This is a genomic window from Streptococcus sp. HMSC073A12, from assembly GCF_001812815.1.
Lineage (GTDB): Bacteria > Bacillota > Bacilli > Lactobacillales > Streptococcaceae > Streptococcus > Streptococcus vaginalis.
On sequence record NZ_KV810567.1, the window covers coordinates 1 to 17,415 of the forward strand.

A 17,415-nucleotide genomic window follows, 5' to 3' on the forward strand; every position below is an offset into this window, starting at 1 on the left:
AGTCGTCCAAAATCAGGATTTCTTCTCCTGAATAGTTGTCAAAAGGATTCTTAGAACTTGCAGAATATGTTCCACCTCGTAAACCTGCATTTTCAAGCGCCCCCTGTACTTCTAAGGCAATATCTCGAGCAAGTGTAGACTTCCCTATTCCGGGTTTCCCTTGAATATATAAGACTGTCAAATCATACTCCCCATTTTGCAAGGCTTCTAGTCTTAGCACGCTTTCACGCTCGCCAAAAATATCAAATCCTTCAAGGAATTTCTGACGATTGTTTGCCATAAGATAATACAAATTATCGTCTTTCATAATATCAAAATAAGTCAGTTCCCCCTTATATACTTTAGACAATACCAAATCTAGACTTTCATCTGATTTCTCACGCTTTTTCGTAGCTGCATACTTTTCAAAATCTTCTCTATTTTGATTGATAAAGGCTTCATAATCAAGCGTATCAAATGTTTCTACATCACTAGCAGGATACTGATATTTATCTTTATCTTTGGCATGAATAAGGTAAGCTAAAGCATTGATACGTGTATACGCTCGACCGCCTTTTGATTTTGGAGTTTCAATCCGTTCACGTTCCAAACCTAAAGCCATTGCAACTTTTGATAAATCTATCAATTTTGGAAAATCAATATAAGCATGTATGTGAGGTTCGACTAATTTCGTTCCATAGGAGACATCTTTATCGTGTACTACTATAGCAAATTCTACAAATTCATCTTCTTCCACTAACGTTCTCACTCGGTCAAAGATAGTTCTAAAAATTTGTGTCTTATTATTTTCCCAATCATCAAGTAATTGCTTGTCTTGAATAGACCAATCCCAGAATTTTGGCTTTAATTGTTGCTCGAATAAAAATCGTCTGTTTCTAATTCTTTTTGTCATTTCTTCTCCTCTCCACATTATAATTGCTGTATATATATTCTATGTTTATGCATATATATTCTTTCTTTTTGGATATATACTCCCTTTTCTCGAGAATATATCCAAGTATATATCCAAGTATAAATCCATAATTTTTTCACTCTTTTCTTTCCTAACGCGTACGCTGGACCGTTCCGATGTCCCACGGAGAAAGGCTTTCAAATCAAGGATTTTCCTTGTTTTGCACCATTCTATCGTCAAGTCCTAGAATGGCGCCCGCGCATAGGTTTTGGATATATGGATATATACTATGCCAAAAAAACTCTTGAGCAAAAAAATCATGAATATTCTTCCACTTAAAATACGGAAAAATTCGGGTTGAGCGGTGTAGACGGGTTACACGGTCGGGGGCTACGCCTTTCCCGACCTAACCCTACACCTAACCCTGCTTTTTCCGTATTTTAAGTTGTCACAGCAATTTCAAGCCACTAGCAACTAATTTCAAGCCCTTGTAACCCGGATTGCGACCGTCAACCCATTGAGCCATGACACGAGTATCTAGTAACTCTACAAAAGTGAATTGAGCTGCTGCCATAGCTCCCTCAATCTCATCAAAGCTACCTAATACTTCAATCGTGATTGTCTTGATGTCTTCCATATCAATCAAACCTTGTTCTACTGCGCCTGCTGTACGTTCATCAATACCATTAAGCATATAGCTTTCAACTACATCAGTTGCCTTACCGTCTTTATATTTATTACGTGGGCGAACTTGTGTAAAGTCAACTTTTACCTTTTTAGGAATATAGAATTGAGAACTATCAAGAGCCATTTCTTTAAGTGAGAGTTCGCTTGTTAATTTCATTTTGTTACTTGCCATTAGTTTTTACCTTTATCTTTCTTAAAAATTGTTATATAATTTAGATAGTTATTTTTGGTAAGTCTTTGAAAAGTTCTGCTTCTCAAAGACTTTTTTATACAATCATAGCTATGTCCTCCTTGAAAAAATTCCACAAAATATGATATACTATATACGTCACTTTGTGATATATTTTATATTATCTCATTTTGAAGTGTTTGTCAACTGTAAAACACGTCTTTATGAGATTTGTTTTGAAAGGATTGATTTAATGAGTACATCAAGCATATTTCCTCAACGGCTTAAGGAACTTCGATTAAAAAAAGGGTTCACACAATCAGAACTAGGTGAAAAAGTTGGAGTCAAACAGAACACTTTTACAAATTGGGAAAACGGAAAACGTGAACCAAATTTTGAAAAACTATTATTATTAGCCAAATATCTTGAAACAACAACAGATAACTTATTAGGTCGAAGTATTTTAAGCATTGACACCGTACCTCTTCCAATCACTAGTTTTGACTTCTCTCAAATAGAAAATATACCATTAGAGCAATATCCAAATTTAAAACAAGCTATTGTTCTAGAATATATGCGACACGGCACAAGAAGTACACAATTATTACAAGAAATAACTGAGAAATATCATTTAAACAAACAGCAAATAAAATTACTAAAAGAAATCATAGAAGATACAAAAAGTGCCTTTATTGATGAATTCTAGTTTCGGCAACAATTCGGAAACAACAGAAACAGAATAACCCTATTTTTAGTAACTTAAAACTTATCAAAACTTAATAAAATATAGCGTTTTTGTTAAAGCAATAGATGTATATTACAGAGGTTAAGTAAGGGTTTCAGTACACGTCAATAGACGTCAAAATATTGATTTTAAGCGATTTTTGATTTTTTGAAACTCATTATATCGCACTACAAATCAATAAAAACTCTACCTTTTACTCTACCTTTTTTAGATAAATATATCATCTGGATATTGAAGTTAAGCCCTGCTATCATTTCGATGGCAGGGCTTTTTAATATTTGGTACACTAACTTCTTATCTATATTTTGGTGGATTTTAAGTTGACATCTACAAAGTTTAATGTTAGAATACATTCAAAAATATATTTGAATGAGGTGTTTTATGATTCAAAATATTGTTACTTCAATAATCCTGTATTCTGGGACAGCCGTAGACTTACTTATTATCCTAATGTTATTTTTTGCCAAAAGAAAAAGCAGAAAGGACATCATTAACATCTATTTAGGGCAATTTCTAGGCTCTGTTAGTCTAATATTCCTAAGTTTGCTTTTTGCATTTGTCTTAAATTATATTCCTAGTAAAGAGATTTTAGGTTTACTCGGTTTGATTCCAATTTTCCTAGGCCTCAAAGTTTTGCTTTTAGGAGATTCTGATGGAGAAGCTATTGCAAAAGATGGTTTGCGAAAAGACAATAAAAACCTGATTTTTCTAGTCGCTATGATTACTTTTGCAAGTTGTGGCGCTGACAATATTGGTGTCTTTGTCCCATATTTTACCACCTTAAATTTAGCGAATTTGATAGTGACTTTACTTACTTTTCTAGTCATGATTTATCTCTTGGTTTTTTCTGCCCAAAAATTAGCACAAGTCCCTTCTGTTGGAGAAACTTTGGAAAAATATAGCAGATGGTTTATTGCCGTTGTCTATTTAGGATTGGGGATGTATATCCTGATTGAAAACAACAGCTTTGACATGCTATGGGCTGTGTTAGGCTAGGAGAAAAAATTATGAATAAAGATAGTATCTGTCAAGTGGATGTTATAAATCAACAAAATGTTACAACCGCAACGAACTACCTTGAAAAGGAAAAAGTCCAAAAATCACTTCGCATTTTATCAAAATTTACCGATAATAAACAGATAAATATCATCTTTTATCTCCTTGCCGTCGAAGAACTCTGTGTCTGCGATATAGCCTGTTTATTAAATCTCAGTATGGCATCTGCCTCCCACCATCTTCGTAAACTAGCCAATCAAAACATCTTGGACACTAGAAGAGAGGGGAAAATTATATATTATTTTATAAAAGATGAGGAAATCAGAGATTTTTTTAATCAACTAGGATAACAACTATTTTTACTACTTTCTACTTTTCCATGATTATAGGGGGATTATATATGAAATTTTTTGAAGAAAATTATTCACAAGAAATACCTACTCGTATCAAAAATTTAAGAAAAAATACAATATTACACAAAGCGAACTAGGCAATGCAGGTCAAGTTAGTCAAGTTGAAAGTGGTAAGCGACCAATTACGAGTTCGATGTTAGTTTATTTAAATGCTCTAACCGCTTCGAGCTATACGTATATCGTTTTTGGAGAGTTAGATGAGTTTATTGAGAATCTGTTTCATTATTTTTTCAGTTCTATTTTATATAGAGATTTAGAGGCTGTAGATGAAAAACTATATTCTTTCATGAGTGATGATTTAATTTCAATCCAATCAAGTTGTCTAAGTATTGCCAAGACATTTGCAAATTTCAATATTCAAAGAAAAAGATTTATGATTTCTACTGAAACTGAAATGGATACTTTTCACAAGAAAGATGACATTAACGTATGGTCGGTGGAAAAAGTTATAACCCCGCTAGAAGTTTTAGAACCCGTACCATCAATGAATTGACTGTCATTGATTTTGAAGAAATATTTGATATTCTTTAGTTGATGTTAGGGGATAATTTAATTAAATCATTTGAAGTTAATGTCTGTGGTATCCTATTTGAATTAGGCGAAAATGACATACCCTCAACATTTAGGCAAGAAAACATTGACCCTCTCATCAATAAATGGTGGTATGATAATGTTTCGACAGAAATTATCCCTAATCTAATAAAAAAACTCAAAGAAAATCCCTTATTTAATATCGGATTTATGGTAAATGATATATTAGAAAGAATGTATAAAGAGAATAGTCCAAAATCTTACCTTACATCCGTCCCGTTAGTTATTTCTCAAAAAGGAAGAACAACCTCTTCGTTTAGTATGACTGGTGGTCAACAAATAGATGGAGTGAAATTCAAACAGATATCTGAGGACTATATGAAATTACTCAGTCAAGGTAAGGATATCACAGAGTTATATCAAAAATATTCTAAAGAAGAGTTGGCAAATCTAGGCATTAATATTTATCAATCCAATGATATAGAAAGGACTGAGGAAAGAACTTTTGATGAAATTATCAGTTGGGTTCCAACCCTTATGCAACAAGACCAATTCAAGAAAGGCACACTATTCAATTAGAGCCAACAAGATTTTCACTAGAGGATAAGAAAAGAATTGAAGAAGCTGCAGCTCAAGGACTAAGCGAAATCGACCTTATTGATTTAGTTCTCTTTTTATCTATCGAATCAATCATCGAGCTATTTTTGACTTATTTACTCATTTACAAAAGAATTCTTACTTTAAGCATGATGAATATATAGAAAAAATTAAGCAAGAAGAATTCAATTTGTTAAAGGAGCGAAATCAATTTAATGAGTTACAAAAGGATAGGATTATGGAAATTATGCTTTTCATCGTTAGTTTGGTCTCTGTTCTTCAAGTTGTAGATATTTTTACTAATAATATAAAAATATTATCGATAAGTGCTTTGATTACTATCTCTTTGTCTATTGGAATACTCATTTATAGAAATCGCAAATGATATTTAAAGCCTATGAAATCAATCTTTCAAAGGTTTTTTCTTATATCTCAAACTAAATATCAAATATTTATAATCATCAAGAAATCATTTCAGCCAAATCTATCATAGCTTGTTCAATCTTATGTTTCCCTTTTTGCATGACATAAAGGTAGATTTTTTCTATCTCTCTACTATCTTCTGAATGTCCCACAAATTCTCGGATAACATTTAGGCTTACATTCTTATCAGCCATGACTGAAACAAAACTATGTCGAAACATGTGGGGAACTATGTGAATAGGTCTACCAAAATCGACTAGGTCGTCAATATCCTTATAGGGTTTTCCACTTTTCTTATTATATTTTGCTGACTGACTAGTCCTACCTCTTAAGAACATTGAAGTTTCTGTATGATACAATGGGCTACCTTACTGATTCTTACATTTAATATACGTGATACTAGTTTCCATATTTTAATTTATAAGTAAAATAATCAACCATTTTATGAAAGTAGAATTTTCAACAATCATTAAAAAGAAAACATAGAAATAAAGAGTTTAAAACATCTGTCTTAAACTTTTTGCCCCTCACTGTTGCTCACCAATACAGCATTCTTCGTGCTCATCTAAACTTTCGTCTGTCTGAATGGTTACTTTTGTAATTCCATACATTTTGAGATGTTGGCGAATGAGCTGCTGAGTTTCTGCTTGTTGTTCGGGATGTTTCATGCAAATATGAATCATCGCAAATTTTTCTAGTCCATCGGTTGTCCAAACATTTAGCTGAGTGACTGTTTGGATATTCTCGATTGTTTGAATTTCTACATAAAGGTCATTCAGATTTACATCGCTCGGTACGTGATCAAGAAAGATTTGAACATTTTCCCAAAACTTTGGTAGTGCTTTACTCAAGATAAAGGTTGAAATGATGAGTGAAAGCAATGGGTCAAGGAAATACCAGTTTGTAAAACGAAGAATGAAGGATACAAAGATCACAGCCAACCAGCCTAAAATATCTTCTAAGAAATGCAGACTCAGAATGGATTCATTGTGCGTCCGTCCATGACTAACCACCCTGCTGGCTGCAAAGTTGATTACAATTGCAAAAATTCCCAAGATAAGCATACCGTCGTAATTTACCCGTTCAGGCGCAAACAATTTGGGTACATTTTCAACCAGAATGAGAATAGAACCCACTATTAAAATGGTAGAAGTCAACATAGCTCCCAGCAAACTATACCGTTTATAGCCTAATGTATAGTTTCTATCACCTCGTCTATTGGAAATTTTTTCAAAAAATGCTGATAAACCAATCGCTAGGGCATCACCCGTATCATGCACCGCATCTGCTAACACAGCACTAGAATTAAAAAGAACTCCAAAGATAAATTCAATAACTGCAAAAGAAAAGTTTAATAGAAATGCAATCCAGACATTTTTGCTTGATTTCATTATTGTCTCCTTCTAATCGCACATTGAGATTTGATTTTATTTATTGTATAATGTATTCAAAACAAAACACTTTGTTCAATTATATTATCTACTATTTTAACGGAGGAAACAAGAAACAAATCTAATGCTTCGTTTGATAGTGTACATTTAAGGAGATTTGTTCGGAAATGATGGATAGACGAGTTAAAAAATCACGCACAGCCATTTATCAGGCTTTTCTCACTCTTTTGAATCAAAAAAGCTATGAGTCCCTCACAGTTCAAGAAATCATTGACCTTGCAGATGTCGGTCGGTCGACTTTCTATGCTCATTTTGAGACAAAAGAGGCACTACTTGAAGAAATGTGCCAAGATTTGTTCCAGCATACGTTTGTTGAGCGCTACCAAGCAAGCGAACTTTTTGACGCAACAGCTCATATTTTTTACCATTTCAGGAAAAACCAAGATAAAATAGCCACTTTATTATTGTCAAAAAATATTTATTTTATCAATCGTTTAAAATTAGAGCTAGAACACTATCTCTTTCCTCTCATTCGCGAAAAGCTATTGACACAAAAATCTAATTTACCAGAACCATTTTTAAAAAATTATGTCACGACAACTTTTATCGAAACGGTTACTTGGTGGTTGGGACAACGAAATAAAATCGATGAAGCCACTATTACAGCCTACTATCTTGAGCTAATGCACTAATATAGGGCTATAATTTTGGTTATCGCTATGGTATAATTTTTTTAAGAACCCTTCTAGGAGAATTTATGAAAAAACAACATTCTATCTTTTTATTACCAGGAATTATCATGATGGGTGTCGCTTTGCGGACGCCCTTTACAACGCTTCCAACTGTCTTAACAGACATTGCCAACGGGCTTCATGTTTCAGTTAATTCCCTCGGTCTTTTGACCAGTCTGCCCTTAATCATGTTTGCTCTCTGCTCTTCATTTTCGGCGCGTTTAGCGAGCAAAATTGGGCTCGAACGGCTTTTTACTCTCGTCCTTGCTCTGCTTACCATTGGATCCTTCATTCGGATTTTTAATCTACCACTTCTTTATGTGGGGATGATTCTCATTGGAGTTTCCATTGCAGGCAGTACTTAATGTTTTACTTCCAAGTGTCATCCAAGCCAATCAACCGCATCGGATTGGACTCTTGACAACCATGTATGTAACCTCTATGGGGCTATCAACCGCTATTGCTTCTTCTATTGCAGTGCCGATAACAAAAGCAACTTCATGGCAAGGTCTTGTCCTTTTTTTGACAATGGTTTGTCTTTTAGCATTTTTAGTTTGGTTGCCAAATACTTCCTACAATCACTACTTAGTCAGCAAAGACAAATCAAGTCAAGGCAACACTATTTGGAAAAATAAAAAAGTCTGAGCTATTATTATTTTTGGTGGTCTGCAATCACTACTCTTTTACACTTGCCTAACATGGTTGCCGACGATGGCCATACAAGCTGGCATTTCAAATGCTTCTGCTGGATTTTTAGCTTCTGTTTTTAATCTGATTAGTCTGCCATTTTCAATGACCATTCCTAGCTTGACAACACGGCTGTCTCCTCGTCATCGTATGATAATGTTAGCAATTATCTCTGCTGCGGGTGTCCTTGGTATTAGCATGCTCTTAATCCAAACGAATGATTTCTTTTATTGGCTCATTGCAAATATTTTCATTGGGTCAGCTGCGAGTGCTCTTTTCCCATATCTTATGGTTACTTTTTCAACAAAAACGAGTAGCCCTGAACAAACTGCTCAGCTATCTGGCTTAGCACAAACAGGTGGTTATTTACTAGCTGCTTTTGGACCAGCTCTATTTGGTTATAGTGCCGATTTCTTCCATTCTTGGCTACTTGCTGTATGTGTCTTGCTCATTCTTACAATCATTATGATTATTGCTCTCTTTTATGTAGAAAAATCTGATAAAATTTTATAAAAATCAAAAACAGAATGGAGAGTGAACCTTTTTCAGTTGTTGGGTTCTTTTCTCCACTCTGTTTTTTTAATTATCTATTTTCCATGTCTTAACATCTGGCAATAAACCTACCTTCGAAATTTTAGAAACGTGCCGATTGCCCATAACATAAAAGCCCAGAGGCACAGCTCGCCATTCATCTGTGCAGGTCACGCCAATTCGAGAGCGCGAGCCAATTTGAAGCGGGACAGCATTTTCTACTAATTGCAACCTTGAAGTGGTCAAATCTTGACCATCAAATTCCTTGCTAATCCTTGCAAATTTGGTTAATTTTCCTGGGCCGTTGGCAAGCAATGTCCCGTCTGGTAATTCCAAGGCTCGAATCAAGACGGCTTCTGCGACATTCTCAGCCCTTGTGACTAAATTCAGCATTTGATGCCCGTAGATTTGATAGACATACCAGTGTCCAGCAGATAAGTACATAGACTCGTTTTTTGGTGTTCGTCTGCCACACGCACTATGACAAGCACTATCTTTAGCTCCCAAATAGGCTTCTGTCTCAACAATTCGTCCCAACACTTGTCCGTCTAAGCACAATTGCATACCTAACAAAGACTTAGCCGTTGCGACTGTATCTGTCTGCATGATATGTTTAAATTCTTTTGATAACATAATTTCATTATAACATGAATTCCATACAAAAAAGCAATCGAGAAAGACTGCTTTTTTGTTTAGGAGATTATGATGAAAAAAGTTTTTTAGGATTAGTTATAATATACCTTGTTTTGCTTAAATTTGTCTTAATAGAAAACAGCTAAACCGCTTTCAAAAATTCTTTTTTGTGTTAAAATAATAACAAAGAAGAAAAATGAACATTCTGATTATCACCCCACAATGATATCATGCTTATAAGGAAGAAATTTTATGAACAAACGACCTATCCGCCTTGTCATAAGCGATATTGACGGTACCATTTTAAATGACCAACACCAAGTTGATTATCAGCTAAAAACACAGCTTCCTCTTTTGCAGGAAAAAGGAATCCCTTTTGTGTTGGCATCTGCGCGTTCACCACTTGGCATGGAACCAATCGCACAGCAACTTGGTCTCATTGACAATCCATTGGCCTGCTACAATGGCGCTCTTGTCATCAAAGGAAATTCCCAGAATTATGATGTTTTAATGGAACACGGTTTGGATAAAAAAGAAGTTCAGTATTTGCTAGAGCTCGTCCAAGAGAAGTTTCCAGCTGTAGCTATTAATCTCTATTCAGGAAAGGATTGGTTTGCTGAACAGATTGACAAATGGGTTCAGGAAGAAGCAGATATTACCGGTGAAAATCCTATCCTTCAATCTCTAGTTTCTGTTGTAGAAGGGCGGACTTCTATTCACAAACTTCTTCTGATAGGTGAAGCAATCACCATCCAAAATCTTCACGACTCTCTGCAAAACACAAATTTTCCTAAAACAGCCTTTTATCTTTCCAAAGAGAATTATCTAGAAGTTACAGCTAAACAGGTTTCTAAGGAAAATGCTCTTCAAGAGATTGCTCATTTTTACCAAATTCCTCTCCAGCAAGTCATGGCAATTGGTGATAATTTCAACGACCTCCCCATGCTGAAATTAGCCGGATTAGGAGTGGCTATGGGAAATGCTCCTAAAGCAGTCAAAGAGCAAGCTGCAGCCGTTACCCACACCAATAATAATCATGGTGTCGCTCAAGCAATAGAGCAATATGTTTTAGATTAACAGCTATCTTTCCAAAATACAATAGAAAAGCTGACAGATTCATAAAATTCTCTAGTTCCCCATATAAAAAAACACGGACAAGCAAACTAGCAACCAACTAGTTAATTTGTGTTCGTGTTTTCTTTTTCTTATTTAAAATTCTCAATTGCTCCGTCATAATTTGCCCATTCTTTGCTGAAGAATCGATCATTCATCTGGTAAGTCGGAGCAGGCTTGGGATTGGAAATAAAAGGATTGACAGCCTTATCAAACGCCAACCAGCCAAGCCAGCCCATGTGAATGGTGTCTTGCATAAAGTAGGGCTTCCCACCATCGTTTGAAAAGTCCGCGATATTGGTAAAACCTTGACTTTCCAACTGATAACGAATTTTCTTCACCGCTTGTTGATACTTTTCTTGACTCAAACCAGTATAGGCCATCCATTTTGCATTGACAGGGGGAATAACAAAGATTGGATTCGTTTTTGACTTGGCAAATTGCTTCAAAACAAGTTGTAAATCGTTATACTCGGGAGATTTGGTATAAGAAAACTTTGCTTGCTTTCCTTTAAACTTTTTAATACGTTTCCGCAAGCGATGCTTATAAAATTTATTATCAATTCCTAAATCATTATTAGTCGTGTTTCTTTGAGCATCTTTTGTCGCAAATTCTTCCAAATCCTGATAAGAAAATTTATCTGGCAAACGCTTAATTTGAGGCTGTACCAATTTTTCATAATTCTCATTACGTTCGGCAAAAAGAGAACTGAAAAGGGAATCCTCACGTTTATTTAAACGGCTGATAAGACGGATGTACTGTTTGTCAAAGTTTGACAGTTTCTGATGATTAGCTATTTTTTTTACATTGTCTTTCATAGCCACTGTCGGATACAGTTGTAAGAGACGCTTCGCCGCATATTGAGCATCAATGTCTCCTTCTTGCTGGCGCAAGAAACTAGTCAATTGATCACTATTAAAATATTGTTGAAATGCTGCTGGACTGTAGCCTTTTTTAGTAAACCATTGAGGAGAGACAACATAGACAGCTGGCTTATTTTTTAACTGCGGAAGCATTTGCTGCATGCCAAAATATTGCGTAAGAGATGCGGCTCCTCGTTGTCCTAAAAAATACGGACGATAATTACGCTTATATTTTTCTGACAAAACCGCAGGATGCATGCTGTCAAAGCGCAGCCATTCACTTGAACCAAAGTAAGGAACAAAGCGGTGCTTCTTATCTGTCAAAGCACGTACTTTTTGCGTTCTTCCCTTGAAACTTCCCGCCGTCAAAGAAACAGCCGAGCGCTTTTCAGCTTGGTAATCATGTTGTTGCTTGGTTGGGTAGAAAAATAGTAAAGCCACCACCATCAAAAGGGCGCAGAAAACTGGGCCTAAAATGAGCCACAATCGTTTAAGCATTACGAAGCTCCGTTACGCCTTCAATAATTTTATTAGCAGTATTCCAATCATCACGACCAAATTCTGAGACGGGAACATGAATGTCAAAACGGTTTTCTAATTCAACAATCAATTCAACCGTTCCCATACTGTCCAGAACTCCTGCATCAAACAAATCTTCGTCCATCATGTCTGATACATCTTCCATAAATAAATCATCAATAATTTCTAATACTTCTGCTTTTACGTCCATTAGAGAACTCCTTTTTTATTTTTTAAACCATAAGTCATTCAAAAATCCTGAGAAGATTAAGAATGAAAACATTACAACATTAAAGGTGATAAACATCCCTACTGCTTGTGTCCATTTGTTATCTGGTAATGGTGGCAAATTCTTCTTTTTCCGCTCTTTATTGATGGTCTTTTTCTTCCGCACCCAAGCGTCATTGATAACGAGTCCTAGACCATGAAAAAGTCCATAAGCAATATAATACCAAGTGACTCCGTGCCAAAAGCCCATGACCAACATATTGATGATATAAGCGACACTTGAAGTGGTATTCCGATTTTTAAAAACTTTGTTTCGGATAAGTACTGTGACTAGCCGCATAAATACAAAATCACGAAACCAGAATGACAGGCTCATATGCCAACGATTCCAAAACTCTTTCAAATCATGAGAGATAAATGGTTTGTTAAAGTTAATCGGACTTTTAATTCCCATTAGATTAGAAATAGCGAGGGCAAACATGGAATAACCCGCAAAGTCAAAAAATAAATCCAATCCAAATACATACATCACTCCTAGAGTTGGCAGGTTGAAGATACCACCCATTTGCACTGCATATTGCTTGAGAGGAGGCAAAATCATTGAGCCTAAAATATGTGCAAGAATAAACTTGTATAAGAAACCAAGCATTATGTATTGAACGGATTGCTCCAACATATCTAGCAGTTCATCACGCTCAGGGATATTTTCATAATCTTGATTGAACCGCTTAAAACGATCAATCGGCCCACTTGAAAAAGTTGGCATAAAGAGCATGAAACGTAGAAATTCCCATAAGTTAAAGTCTTTTAGAACACCATCCCGCAGCTCAATCATCATTCCTACTGAACGGAAAGTTAAGTAGGAAATTCCTAAAAAGCCCAAGAGTGATTGATGACCATAAATAGCTGGCGTTACCTTTACAAAGAAAAGCGGTAGGATAGACAAAGCAATGTGCAAATAGAAAATCCATTTGCTATCTCCCGTTTTTCGATAAATTTTATAAGTCCAAACCCAAAGTATTTGCCAAAGAACATAAAACAGTAGAGCATAGATTTGTGTTAATTTAGGTCCAATTAACATAAATATGATGAAAGCAAAGCTGACCAGAGCTTCATAAATGGGAAATCTTTTTTTGAAGAATAAACCAACAAAGATTGGCAAAACGGCTAAAATGATATAAACAAAATACTGCGGATCCCCGTACGGTTCCAAGTGAGGAAGCTGTCTTATGAAATCCATCATCGGTTGTTGACCTCGCTAATCAAACCTTTAATATCAATCTTACCATTTGGTGTCAATGGCAAGGAATCCCGATAAAGGAATTTGGAAGGCATCATATAAGACATCATAATATCTTGCAAATCTTCTTTGATAGCTTTGGTGATGTCAATCTCACGCTCAAATTGTTCCTTAACCCCGTCCTTCAGGATGACATAGGCTAGAAGGTTTTGTACTTTATGATCTTTATTGTAACGCGGTACAGCCACAGCTGAGTCCACATATTGAGACTTGTTCAGGTTTTGGGAAACATCTTCTAATTCAATACGAAAACCGTTGAACTTGATTTGGAAATCCATACGACCGCCATAAAGCAGTAAACCTTCATCTGTCATAGTACCAACATCGCCTGTATGATAGGCTGGTAACCCTTCAAACTCAAAAAATGCTTCGGCTGTTTTCTCTGGGTTGTTCATATAGCCTTTTGATACAGCTGGTCCAGATATAATGATTTCTCCTTGCTCACCATTCGGCAGTTTGTTTCCGTCTTCATCAATCACAAAAGTTGGAGAATCCGCTTTGGTATAGCCAATCGGCAAGCGTTTCATATTTGTCAGCATGTCATCCGTTATAGCAACAGCAGATAGAGCCACAGTTGCTTCTGTCGGACCGTAAGCATTAATAATACGTGCATTTGGAAAACGATCACGCAATTTTTGAGCTGTTTTAACCGTCAATTCTTCTCCGTCAAAGTAGAAATGCGTAATGCCTGGCATTTTTTCAGCATTGAAATCCTCAGACAGCATCGCCATATCTGCAAAAGACGGTGTTGATGTCCAAATAGCGATTGGCAAGTTCAAAATAGTCTCAAACAGCTGCTTGAAATCTTGCGTAATGGCAGACAGAACTGCAAAAAGTGTTCCTCCAAGTGCCAAGGTTGGCGCCCAGTACATAACCGATAAGTCAAAAGAATAAGGTGGCTGCGCCAACATTTGCGGACGAGCTGGAGTCGCAAATTCCTTATCTGTAATCATCCAGTTGGTAAAGCTAAGCAAATTATCGTGCGAGATTTGCACACCCTTTGGCTTTCCAGTCGTTCCCGAAGTGAAAATGATATAGTAATTATCATCACCTTTAACAGGGTGTGTAATTTCGTAAGGATGTTTGGCTGCAAAAGCAGTTTGAACTGCTGCCAAGTCAAGAATTGGTATGTTCACATCTTTCAGCGGAAAGTCATTGATTGCAATGATGAGACTAGGCTGTGCCACTTCCACAATCGCTGTCACGCGCTCCAGAGCTGAATGACTATCAATCGGAATATAAGCATGCCCTGACTTCGTCAAAGCTACAAAGGTTGCCAGCATGTCGTATTCTTGCCCACCAAACACCACCACTGGTGACTTTTCAGGAAGCGCAAGGCTGTCAATCTTTGCAGCGAGCGAATCCGAGTCCACTTTCAAATCATGATAAGTATGAACTTCTCCTAGAACATTGTAAACTGGAAAATCTGGTTGAGACTGAGCAAAATACTCAATCGTTTCAATCATGTCGTTAATTACTGAATTGGTCACAGTCTGCTCCTAAAATTCATTATAGATAAAACCACCTTGGCCTTGGCCAAGATAATTAAAGAAATAAAGCAACGCTAGAAATATCACAAAATAAAGCAGCGTCTGTCCAAGAAATTTAAAAATTATTTTATGTTTTTTCATCATATTCATCACTTTTGTCTTACTTCTAGATAAGACTTAATATATTTTACCATTTTCTAACGCTATTTTTCAATACAAAACATTCTTTAATTGAGGAATTAAGCTAGAATTAAGGTTTATTTACAACAAACCTAGGGAAATCACAGATGTGCTGTCTCAAAAAACTAGAAAAGAAAATAGTTTTAGACTTACCTTTTAAAAATATATAAAAATTTTATATATTTTCTTGAATTTGAAAGTGAAAAGCGCTATACTATGTATAGAAAAATTATATATAAAAATATTATACATAGGAGGTGGCTCATGTATTTTCCAACATCTTCTACCCTAATTGAATTTCTCATTCTAGCGATTTTGGAAAGTGAAGATTCCTATGGCTATGAGATTAGCCAAACGATTAAATTGATTGCCAATATCAAGGAATCAACCTTATATCCTATTTTAAAAAAGTTAGAAAAGAATCGTTACTTAACAACTTACTCGCAAGAATATCAAGGTCGAAAACGGAAGTATTACTCCCTTACTCCAGAGGGACGAAAGCAGTTAAACACCCTTAAAAGGGAGTGGAAGTTATATACAGCGACAGTCAACGGTATCATAGAAGGGAGCATTCGCCATGACAAAAACTGACTATTTAGCCGCACTAGAGAAATACTTGAAAACATTGCCAGAAGCAGATTATAAAGAAGCAATGGATTATTTTACGGAATACTTCGAAGAAGCCGGATCTGAAAATGAAGCACAAGTCATTGAGGAGTTGGGAGATCCCAAAGACGCAGCCGAAGAGATTATTCGCTCACTTTCAGCAAATCAAGCAGAAGAAACGTCAACTCGTCCTCAACACCAGTCATCTGCACACAATCACCAATCATATACCGACAATGCTTATATCTTTGAAGACTATGCAACAATCTCTGAATTGCATATTGATGTCACCACGCAAGATATTCTTATTGAGCCTTCACCTGATGATTTTTTCCACATCAAATACTATAATGGAAAAGGCAACAATCAAATCATTTCTACTGTTCAAAACGAGAAGTGGCACATTACAGAAAAAGGCAACACGCATTATAGTGGTTTGGACTGGATTATTAATGTCATGAAAAACGGTTTTGATAATCATCCCATCTGCATTCAAATCCCGAATGGCAAGATTCTTCAATCATTCTCACTTCAAGCAACTTCTGGTGATGTAGCTGTATCTCATCTTCAAACACAAAAAGGAACGATTGAGCTTTCAAGTGGCGATCTGACTATGCGGCATTGCCATTTGCAACAAACCGATGTTACCCTTATCAGTGGCGATATCCATCTGGCACATGCCAAATTGACGGATTGTAAGCTGTCTCTTGTGTCAGGGGATCTCGACACGCATTCTTTAGAAATTGCTGGTAAGACTTTCATTCAAACAACTAGCGGAGATATTTCACTTCATCTGCTGCACCATGATTTCAGCTATGATCTTGAAACAGTGCACGGAGACATTTCTATCTCTAATCAGCTCCAGCCGAGCCACCAAATCATTTGCAACACAATCCACCACCAAGCAATGGCTTCTACAGATTCTCTTACTATCCAAGCTGTCAGCGGAGACATCAATCTTTATTAGAGGTTTCGCATGAAAGAGATTCATTGGTTATTCTTTGATGTTGGATCAACTTTGGTAAATGAAGAAAAAGCCTACAAAGATCGGATTGAACAGGCTATTGCGGATACTAATATTTCTTATGCAGCATTTTATCAAACTATGAACCACTATTTTAAGGAAAATAAAAAAGGCGATGCGGAAGCTCTGAACGATTATGGTCTGAAGCGTCCGTCTTGGAGGTCTGATTTAAAGGTGCTGTATCCTGACTGCAAGCAAGTGCTGAAAACTCTCCACCAACACTACAAGATTGGGATTATTGCCAACCAGTTACCGAACTTGCAAGCAAGATTGAGAAGATTTGGTATTGATTCTTGGATTGATCTGGTGATTTCCTCTGCCGATGTTGGCTTGGCAAAACCCGATTTCGCTATTTTTGAGTTAGCTTTCCAACAAGCGAACTATTTGGCTGAACACGCTGTGATGATTGGCGACCGTTTGGACAATGATATTCTTCCGGCTAAACAACTTGGAATGCAAACCATTTGGATCCGACAGGGATTTAGCCACTTGAACCACATAACGAATCCAGCAGAAACACCAGATTGGACTATTGATAATTTGACAGAGATTCTAGAGATTTTAGGCTGAGCATGCAAAAAACTAGAGTTGTTTCGCTCTAGTTTTTTTAACGTTATCAACTTTATTATATCATAAATTTTCCTTTAAAATAGACTTGTTTTTTCT

General features: G+C 36.2%; 19 protein-coding genes and 2 pseudogenes. 10 read left to right on the forward strand and 11 right to left on the reverse strand.

What is annotated here, in order from left to right; translation table 11 throughout:
- The coding region (locus HMPREF2876_RS08945; protein WP_070584714.1) for a Rep family protein at window positions 1-892 on the reverse strand (892 nt) is incomplete at its 3' end.
- Between the two features lie 448 nt (window positions 893-1,340).
- The gene (locus HMPREF2876_RS08950; protein ID WP_000157870.1) at window positions 1,341-1,751 is read right to left on the reverse strand and encodes a hypothetical protein; all 411 of its coding nucleotides are present in this window, start codon (window positions 1,749-1,751) and stop codon (window positions 1,341-1,343) included.
- 250 nt (window positions 1,752-2,001) lie between these two features.
- On the opposite strand from HMPREF2876_RS08950, the gene HMPREF2876_RS08955 reads away from it, so the two are divergent.
- Window positions 2,002-2,454: a helix-turn-helix domain-containing protein gene (locus HMPREF2876_RS08955; RefSeq protein WP_000108044.1), complete on the forward strand. Its 453-nt coding sequence runs from the start codon at window positions 2,002-2,004 to the stop codon at window positions 2,452-2,454.
- Between the two features lie 206 nt (window positions 2,455-2,660).
- Here HMPREF2876_RS08955 and HMPREF2876_RS11005 read toward each other — a convergent pair whose 3' ends face one another.
- The gene (locus HMPREF2876_RS11005) at window positions 2,661-2,846 is read right to left on the reverse strand and encodes a hypothetical protein (RefSeq protein WP_002892741.1); all 186 of its coding nucleotides are present in this window, start codon (window positions 2,844-2,846) and stop codon (window positions 2,661-2,663) included.
- A gap of 28 nt (window positions 2,847-2,874) precedes the next feature.
- Here HMPREF2876_RS11005 and HMPREF2876_RS08960 point away from each other — a divergent pair, with 28 nt between their 5' ends.
- The 3 genes and pseudogenes from HMPREF2876_RS08960 to HMPREF2876_RS11010 form a co-directional block, all read left to right on the forward strand.
- Window positions 2,875-3,489, forward strand: a complete 615-nt coding sequence (locus tag HMPREF2876_RS08960; protein WP_002911684.1) for a CadD family cadmium resistance transporter — start codon at window positions 2,875-2,877, stop codon at window positions 3,487-3,489.
- An 11-nt stretch (window positions 3,490-3,500) separates the two neighbouring features.
- Complete coding sequence (cadX, locus tag HMPREF2876_RS08965; protein WP_070242139.1) at window positions 3,501-3,839, forward strand: Cd(II)/Zn(II)-sensing metalloregulatory transcriptional regulator CadX; 339 nt, start codon at window positions 3,501-3,503, stop codon at window positions 3,837-3,839.
- A 50-nt stretch (window positions 3,840-3,889) separates the two neighbouring features.
- Window positions 3,890-5,101, forward strand: a pseudogene (locus HMPREF2876_RS11010) (helix-turn-helix domain-containing protein); the annotation flags it as partial.
- A 390-nt stretch (window positions 5,102-5,491) separates the two neighbouring features.
- On the opposite strand, the gene HMPREF2876_RS08985 reads toward HMPREF2876_RS11010, so the two are convergent.
- A complete protein-coding gene (locus tag HMPREF2876_RS08985; protein ID WP_024053256.1) occupies window positions 5,492-5,812 on the reverse strand; it encodes a tyrosine-type recombinase/integrase in 321 nt (106 codons plus the stop codon).
- A 168-nt stretch (window positions 5,813-5,980) separates the two neighbouring features.
- Window positions 5,981-6,844: a cation diffusion facilitator family transporter gene (locus HMPREF2876_RS08990; protein WP_049508792.1), complete on the reverse strand. Its 864-nt coding sequence runs from the start codon at window positions 6,842-6,844 to the stop codon at window positions 5,981-5,983.
- A gap of 170 nt (window positions 6,845-7,014) precedes the next feature.
- Between HMPREF2876_RS08990 and HMPREF2876_RS08995 the strand changes: the two genes are divergently transcribed.
- Both HMPREF2876_RS08995 and HMPREF2876_RS09000 read left to right on the forward strand, forming a co-directional pair.
- On the forward strand, window positions 7,015-7,536 hold the full coding sequence (locus HMPREF2876_RS08995; protein WP_037593732.1) for a TetR/AcrR family transcriptional regulator: 522 nt from the start codon (window positions 7,015-7,017) through the stop codon (window positions 7,534-7,536).
- 65 nt (window positions 7,537-7,601) lie between these two features.
- A pseudogene (locus HMPREF2876_RS09000) lies at window positions 7,602-8,775 on the forward strand (CynX/NimT family MFS transporter).
- A gap of 66 nt (window positions 8,776-8,841) precedes the next feature.
- On the opposite strand, the gene HMPREF2876_RS09005 reads toward HMPREF2876_RS09000, so the two are convergent.
- Complete coding sequence (locus HMPREF2876_RS09005; RefSeq protein ID WP_024053261.1) at window positions 8,842-9,426, reverse strand: DNA-3-methyladenine glycosylase; 585 nt, start codon at window positions 9,424-9,426, stop codon at window positions 8,842-8,844.
- Window positions 9,427-9,678: 252 nt separating this feature from the next.
- Between HMPREF2876_RS09005 and HMPREF2876_RS09010 the strand changes: the two genes are divergently transcribed.
- Complete coding sequence (locus tag HMPREF2876_RS09010) at window positions 9,679-10,503, forward strand: Cof-type HAD-IIB family hydrolase (protein ID WP_024053262.1); 825 nt, start codon at window positions 9,679-9,681, stop codon at window positions 10,501-10,503.
- Window positions 10,504-10,631: 128 nt separating this feature from the next.
- Here the strand turns inward: HMPREF2876_RS09010 and dltD are convergent, their stop codons facing one another.
- From dltD to HMPREF2876_RS09035, 5 genes are read right to left on the reverse strand one after another with little or no spacing between them, the layout of a single operon-like run.
- A complete protein-coding gene (gene dltD, locus HMPREF2876_RS09015) occupies window positions 10,632-11,900 on the reverse strand; it encodes a D-alanyl-lipoteichoic acid biosynthesis protein DltD (protein WP_024053263.1) in 1,269 nt (422 codons plus the stop codon).
- Entirely contained in the window at window positions 11,893-12,132 is a 240-nt protein-coding gene (gene dltC, locus HMPREF2876_RS09020) for a D-alanine--poly(phosphoribitol) ligase subunit DltC (protein WP_003026725.1), read from the reverse strand. Before dltC ends, dltD begins: the two co-directional genes overlap by 8 nt.
- 15 nt (window positions 12,133-12,147) lie before the next feature.
- The gene (gene dltB / locus HMPREF2876_RS09025; RefSeq protein WP_024053264.1) at window positions 12,148-13,392 is read right to left on the reverse strand and encodes a D-alanyl-lipoteichoic acid biosynthesis protein DltB; all 1,245 of its coding nucleotides are present in this window, start codon (window positions 13,390-13,392) and stop codon (window positions 12,148-12,150) included.
- Window positions 13,389-14,915 (reverse strand): D-alanine--poly(phosphoribitol) ligase subunit DltA, encoded by a 1,527-nt coding sequence (dltA, locus tag HMPREF2876_RS09030; protein ID WP_206151501.1) that lies wholly within the window; start codon window positions 14,913-14,915, stop codon window positions 13,389-13,391. The genes dltB and dltA overlap by 4 nt, the downstream gene beginning before the upstream one ends.
- A gap of 33 nt (window positions 14,916-14,948) precedes the next feature.
- Complete coding sequence (locus HMPREF2876_RS09035; RefSeq protein ID WP_021002226.1) at window positions 14,949-15,080, reverse strand: teichoic acid D-Ala incorporation-associated protein DltX; 132 nt, start codon at window positions 15,078-15,080, stop codon at window positions 14,949-14,951.
- A 303-nt stretch (window positions 15,081-15,383) separates the two neighbouring features.
- On the opposite strand from HMPREF2876_RS09035, the gene HMPREF2876_RS09040 reads away from it, so the two are divergent.
- Genes HMPREF2876_RS09040 through HMPREF2876_RS09050 form a run of 3 tightly spaced genes read left to right on the forward strand, consistent with a single transcriptional unit; the run spans window position 15,384 to window position 17,319 of the window.
- Complete coding sequence (locus tag HMPREF2876_RS09040) at window positions 15,384-15,710, forward strand: PadR family transcriptional regulator (RefSeq protein WP_003026733.1); 327 nt, start codon at window positions 15,384-15,386, stop codon at window positions 15,708-15,710.
- Window positions 15,697-16,692 (forward strand): DUF4097 family beta strand repeat-containing protein, encoded by a 996-nt coding sequence (locus HMPREF2876_RS09045; RefSeq protein WP_024053266.1) that lies wholly within the window; start codon window positions 15,697-15,699, stop codon window positions 16,690-16,692. Before HMPREF2876_RS09040 ends, HMPREF2876_RS09045 begins: the two co-directional genes overlap by 14 nt.
- A 9-nt stretch (window positions 16,693-16,701) precedes the next feature.
- On the forward strand, window positions 16,702-17,319 hold the full coding sequence (locus HMPREF2876_RS09050) for an HAD family hydrolase (protein WP_070242147.1): 618 nt from the start codon (window positions 16,702-16,704) through the stop codon (window positions 17,317-17,319).
- Window positions 17,320-17,415 lie beyond the last annotated feature (96 nt).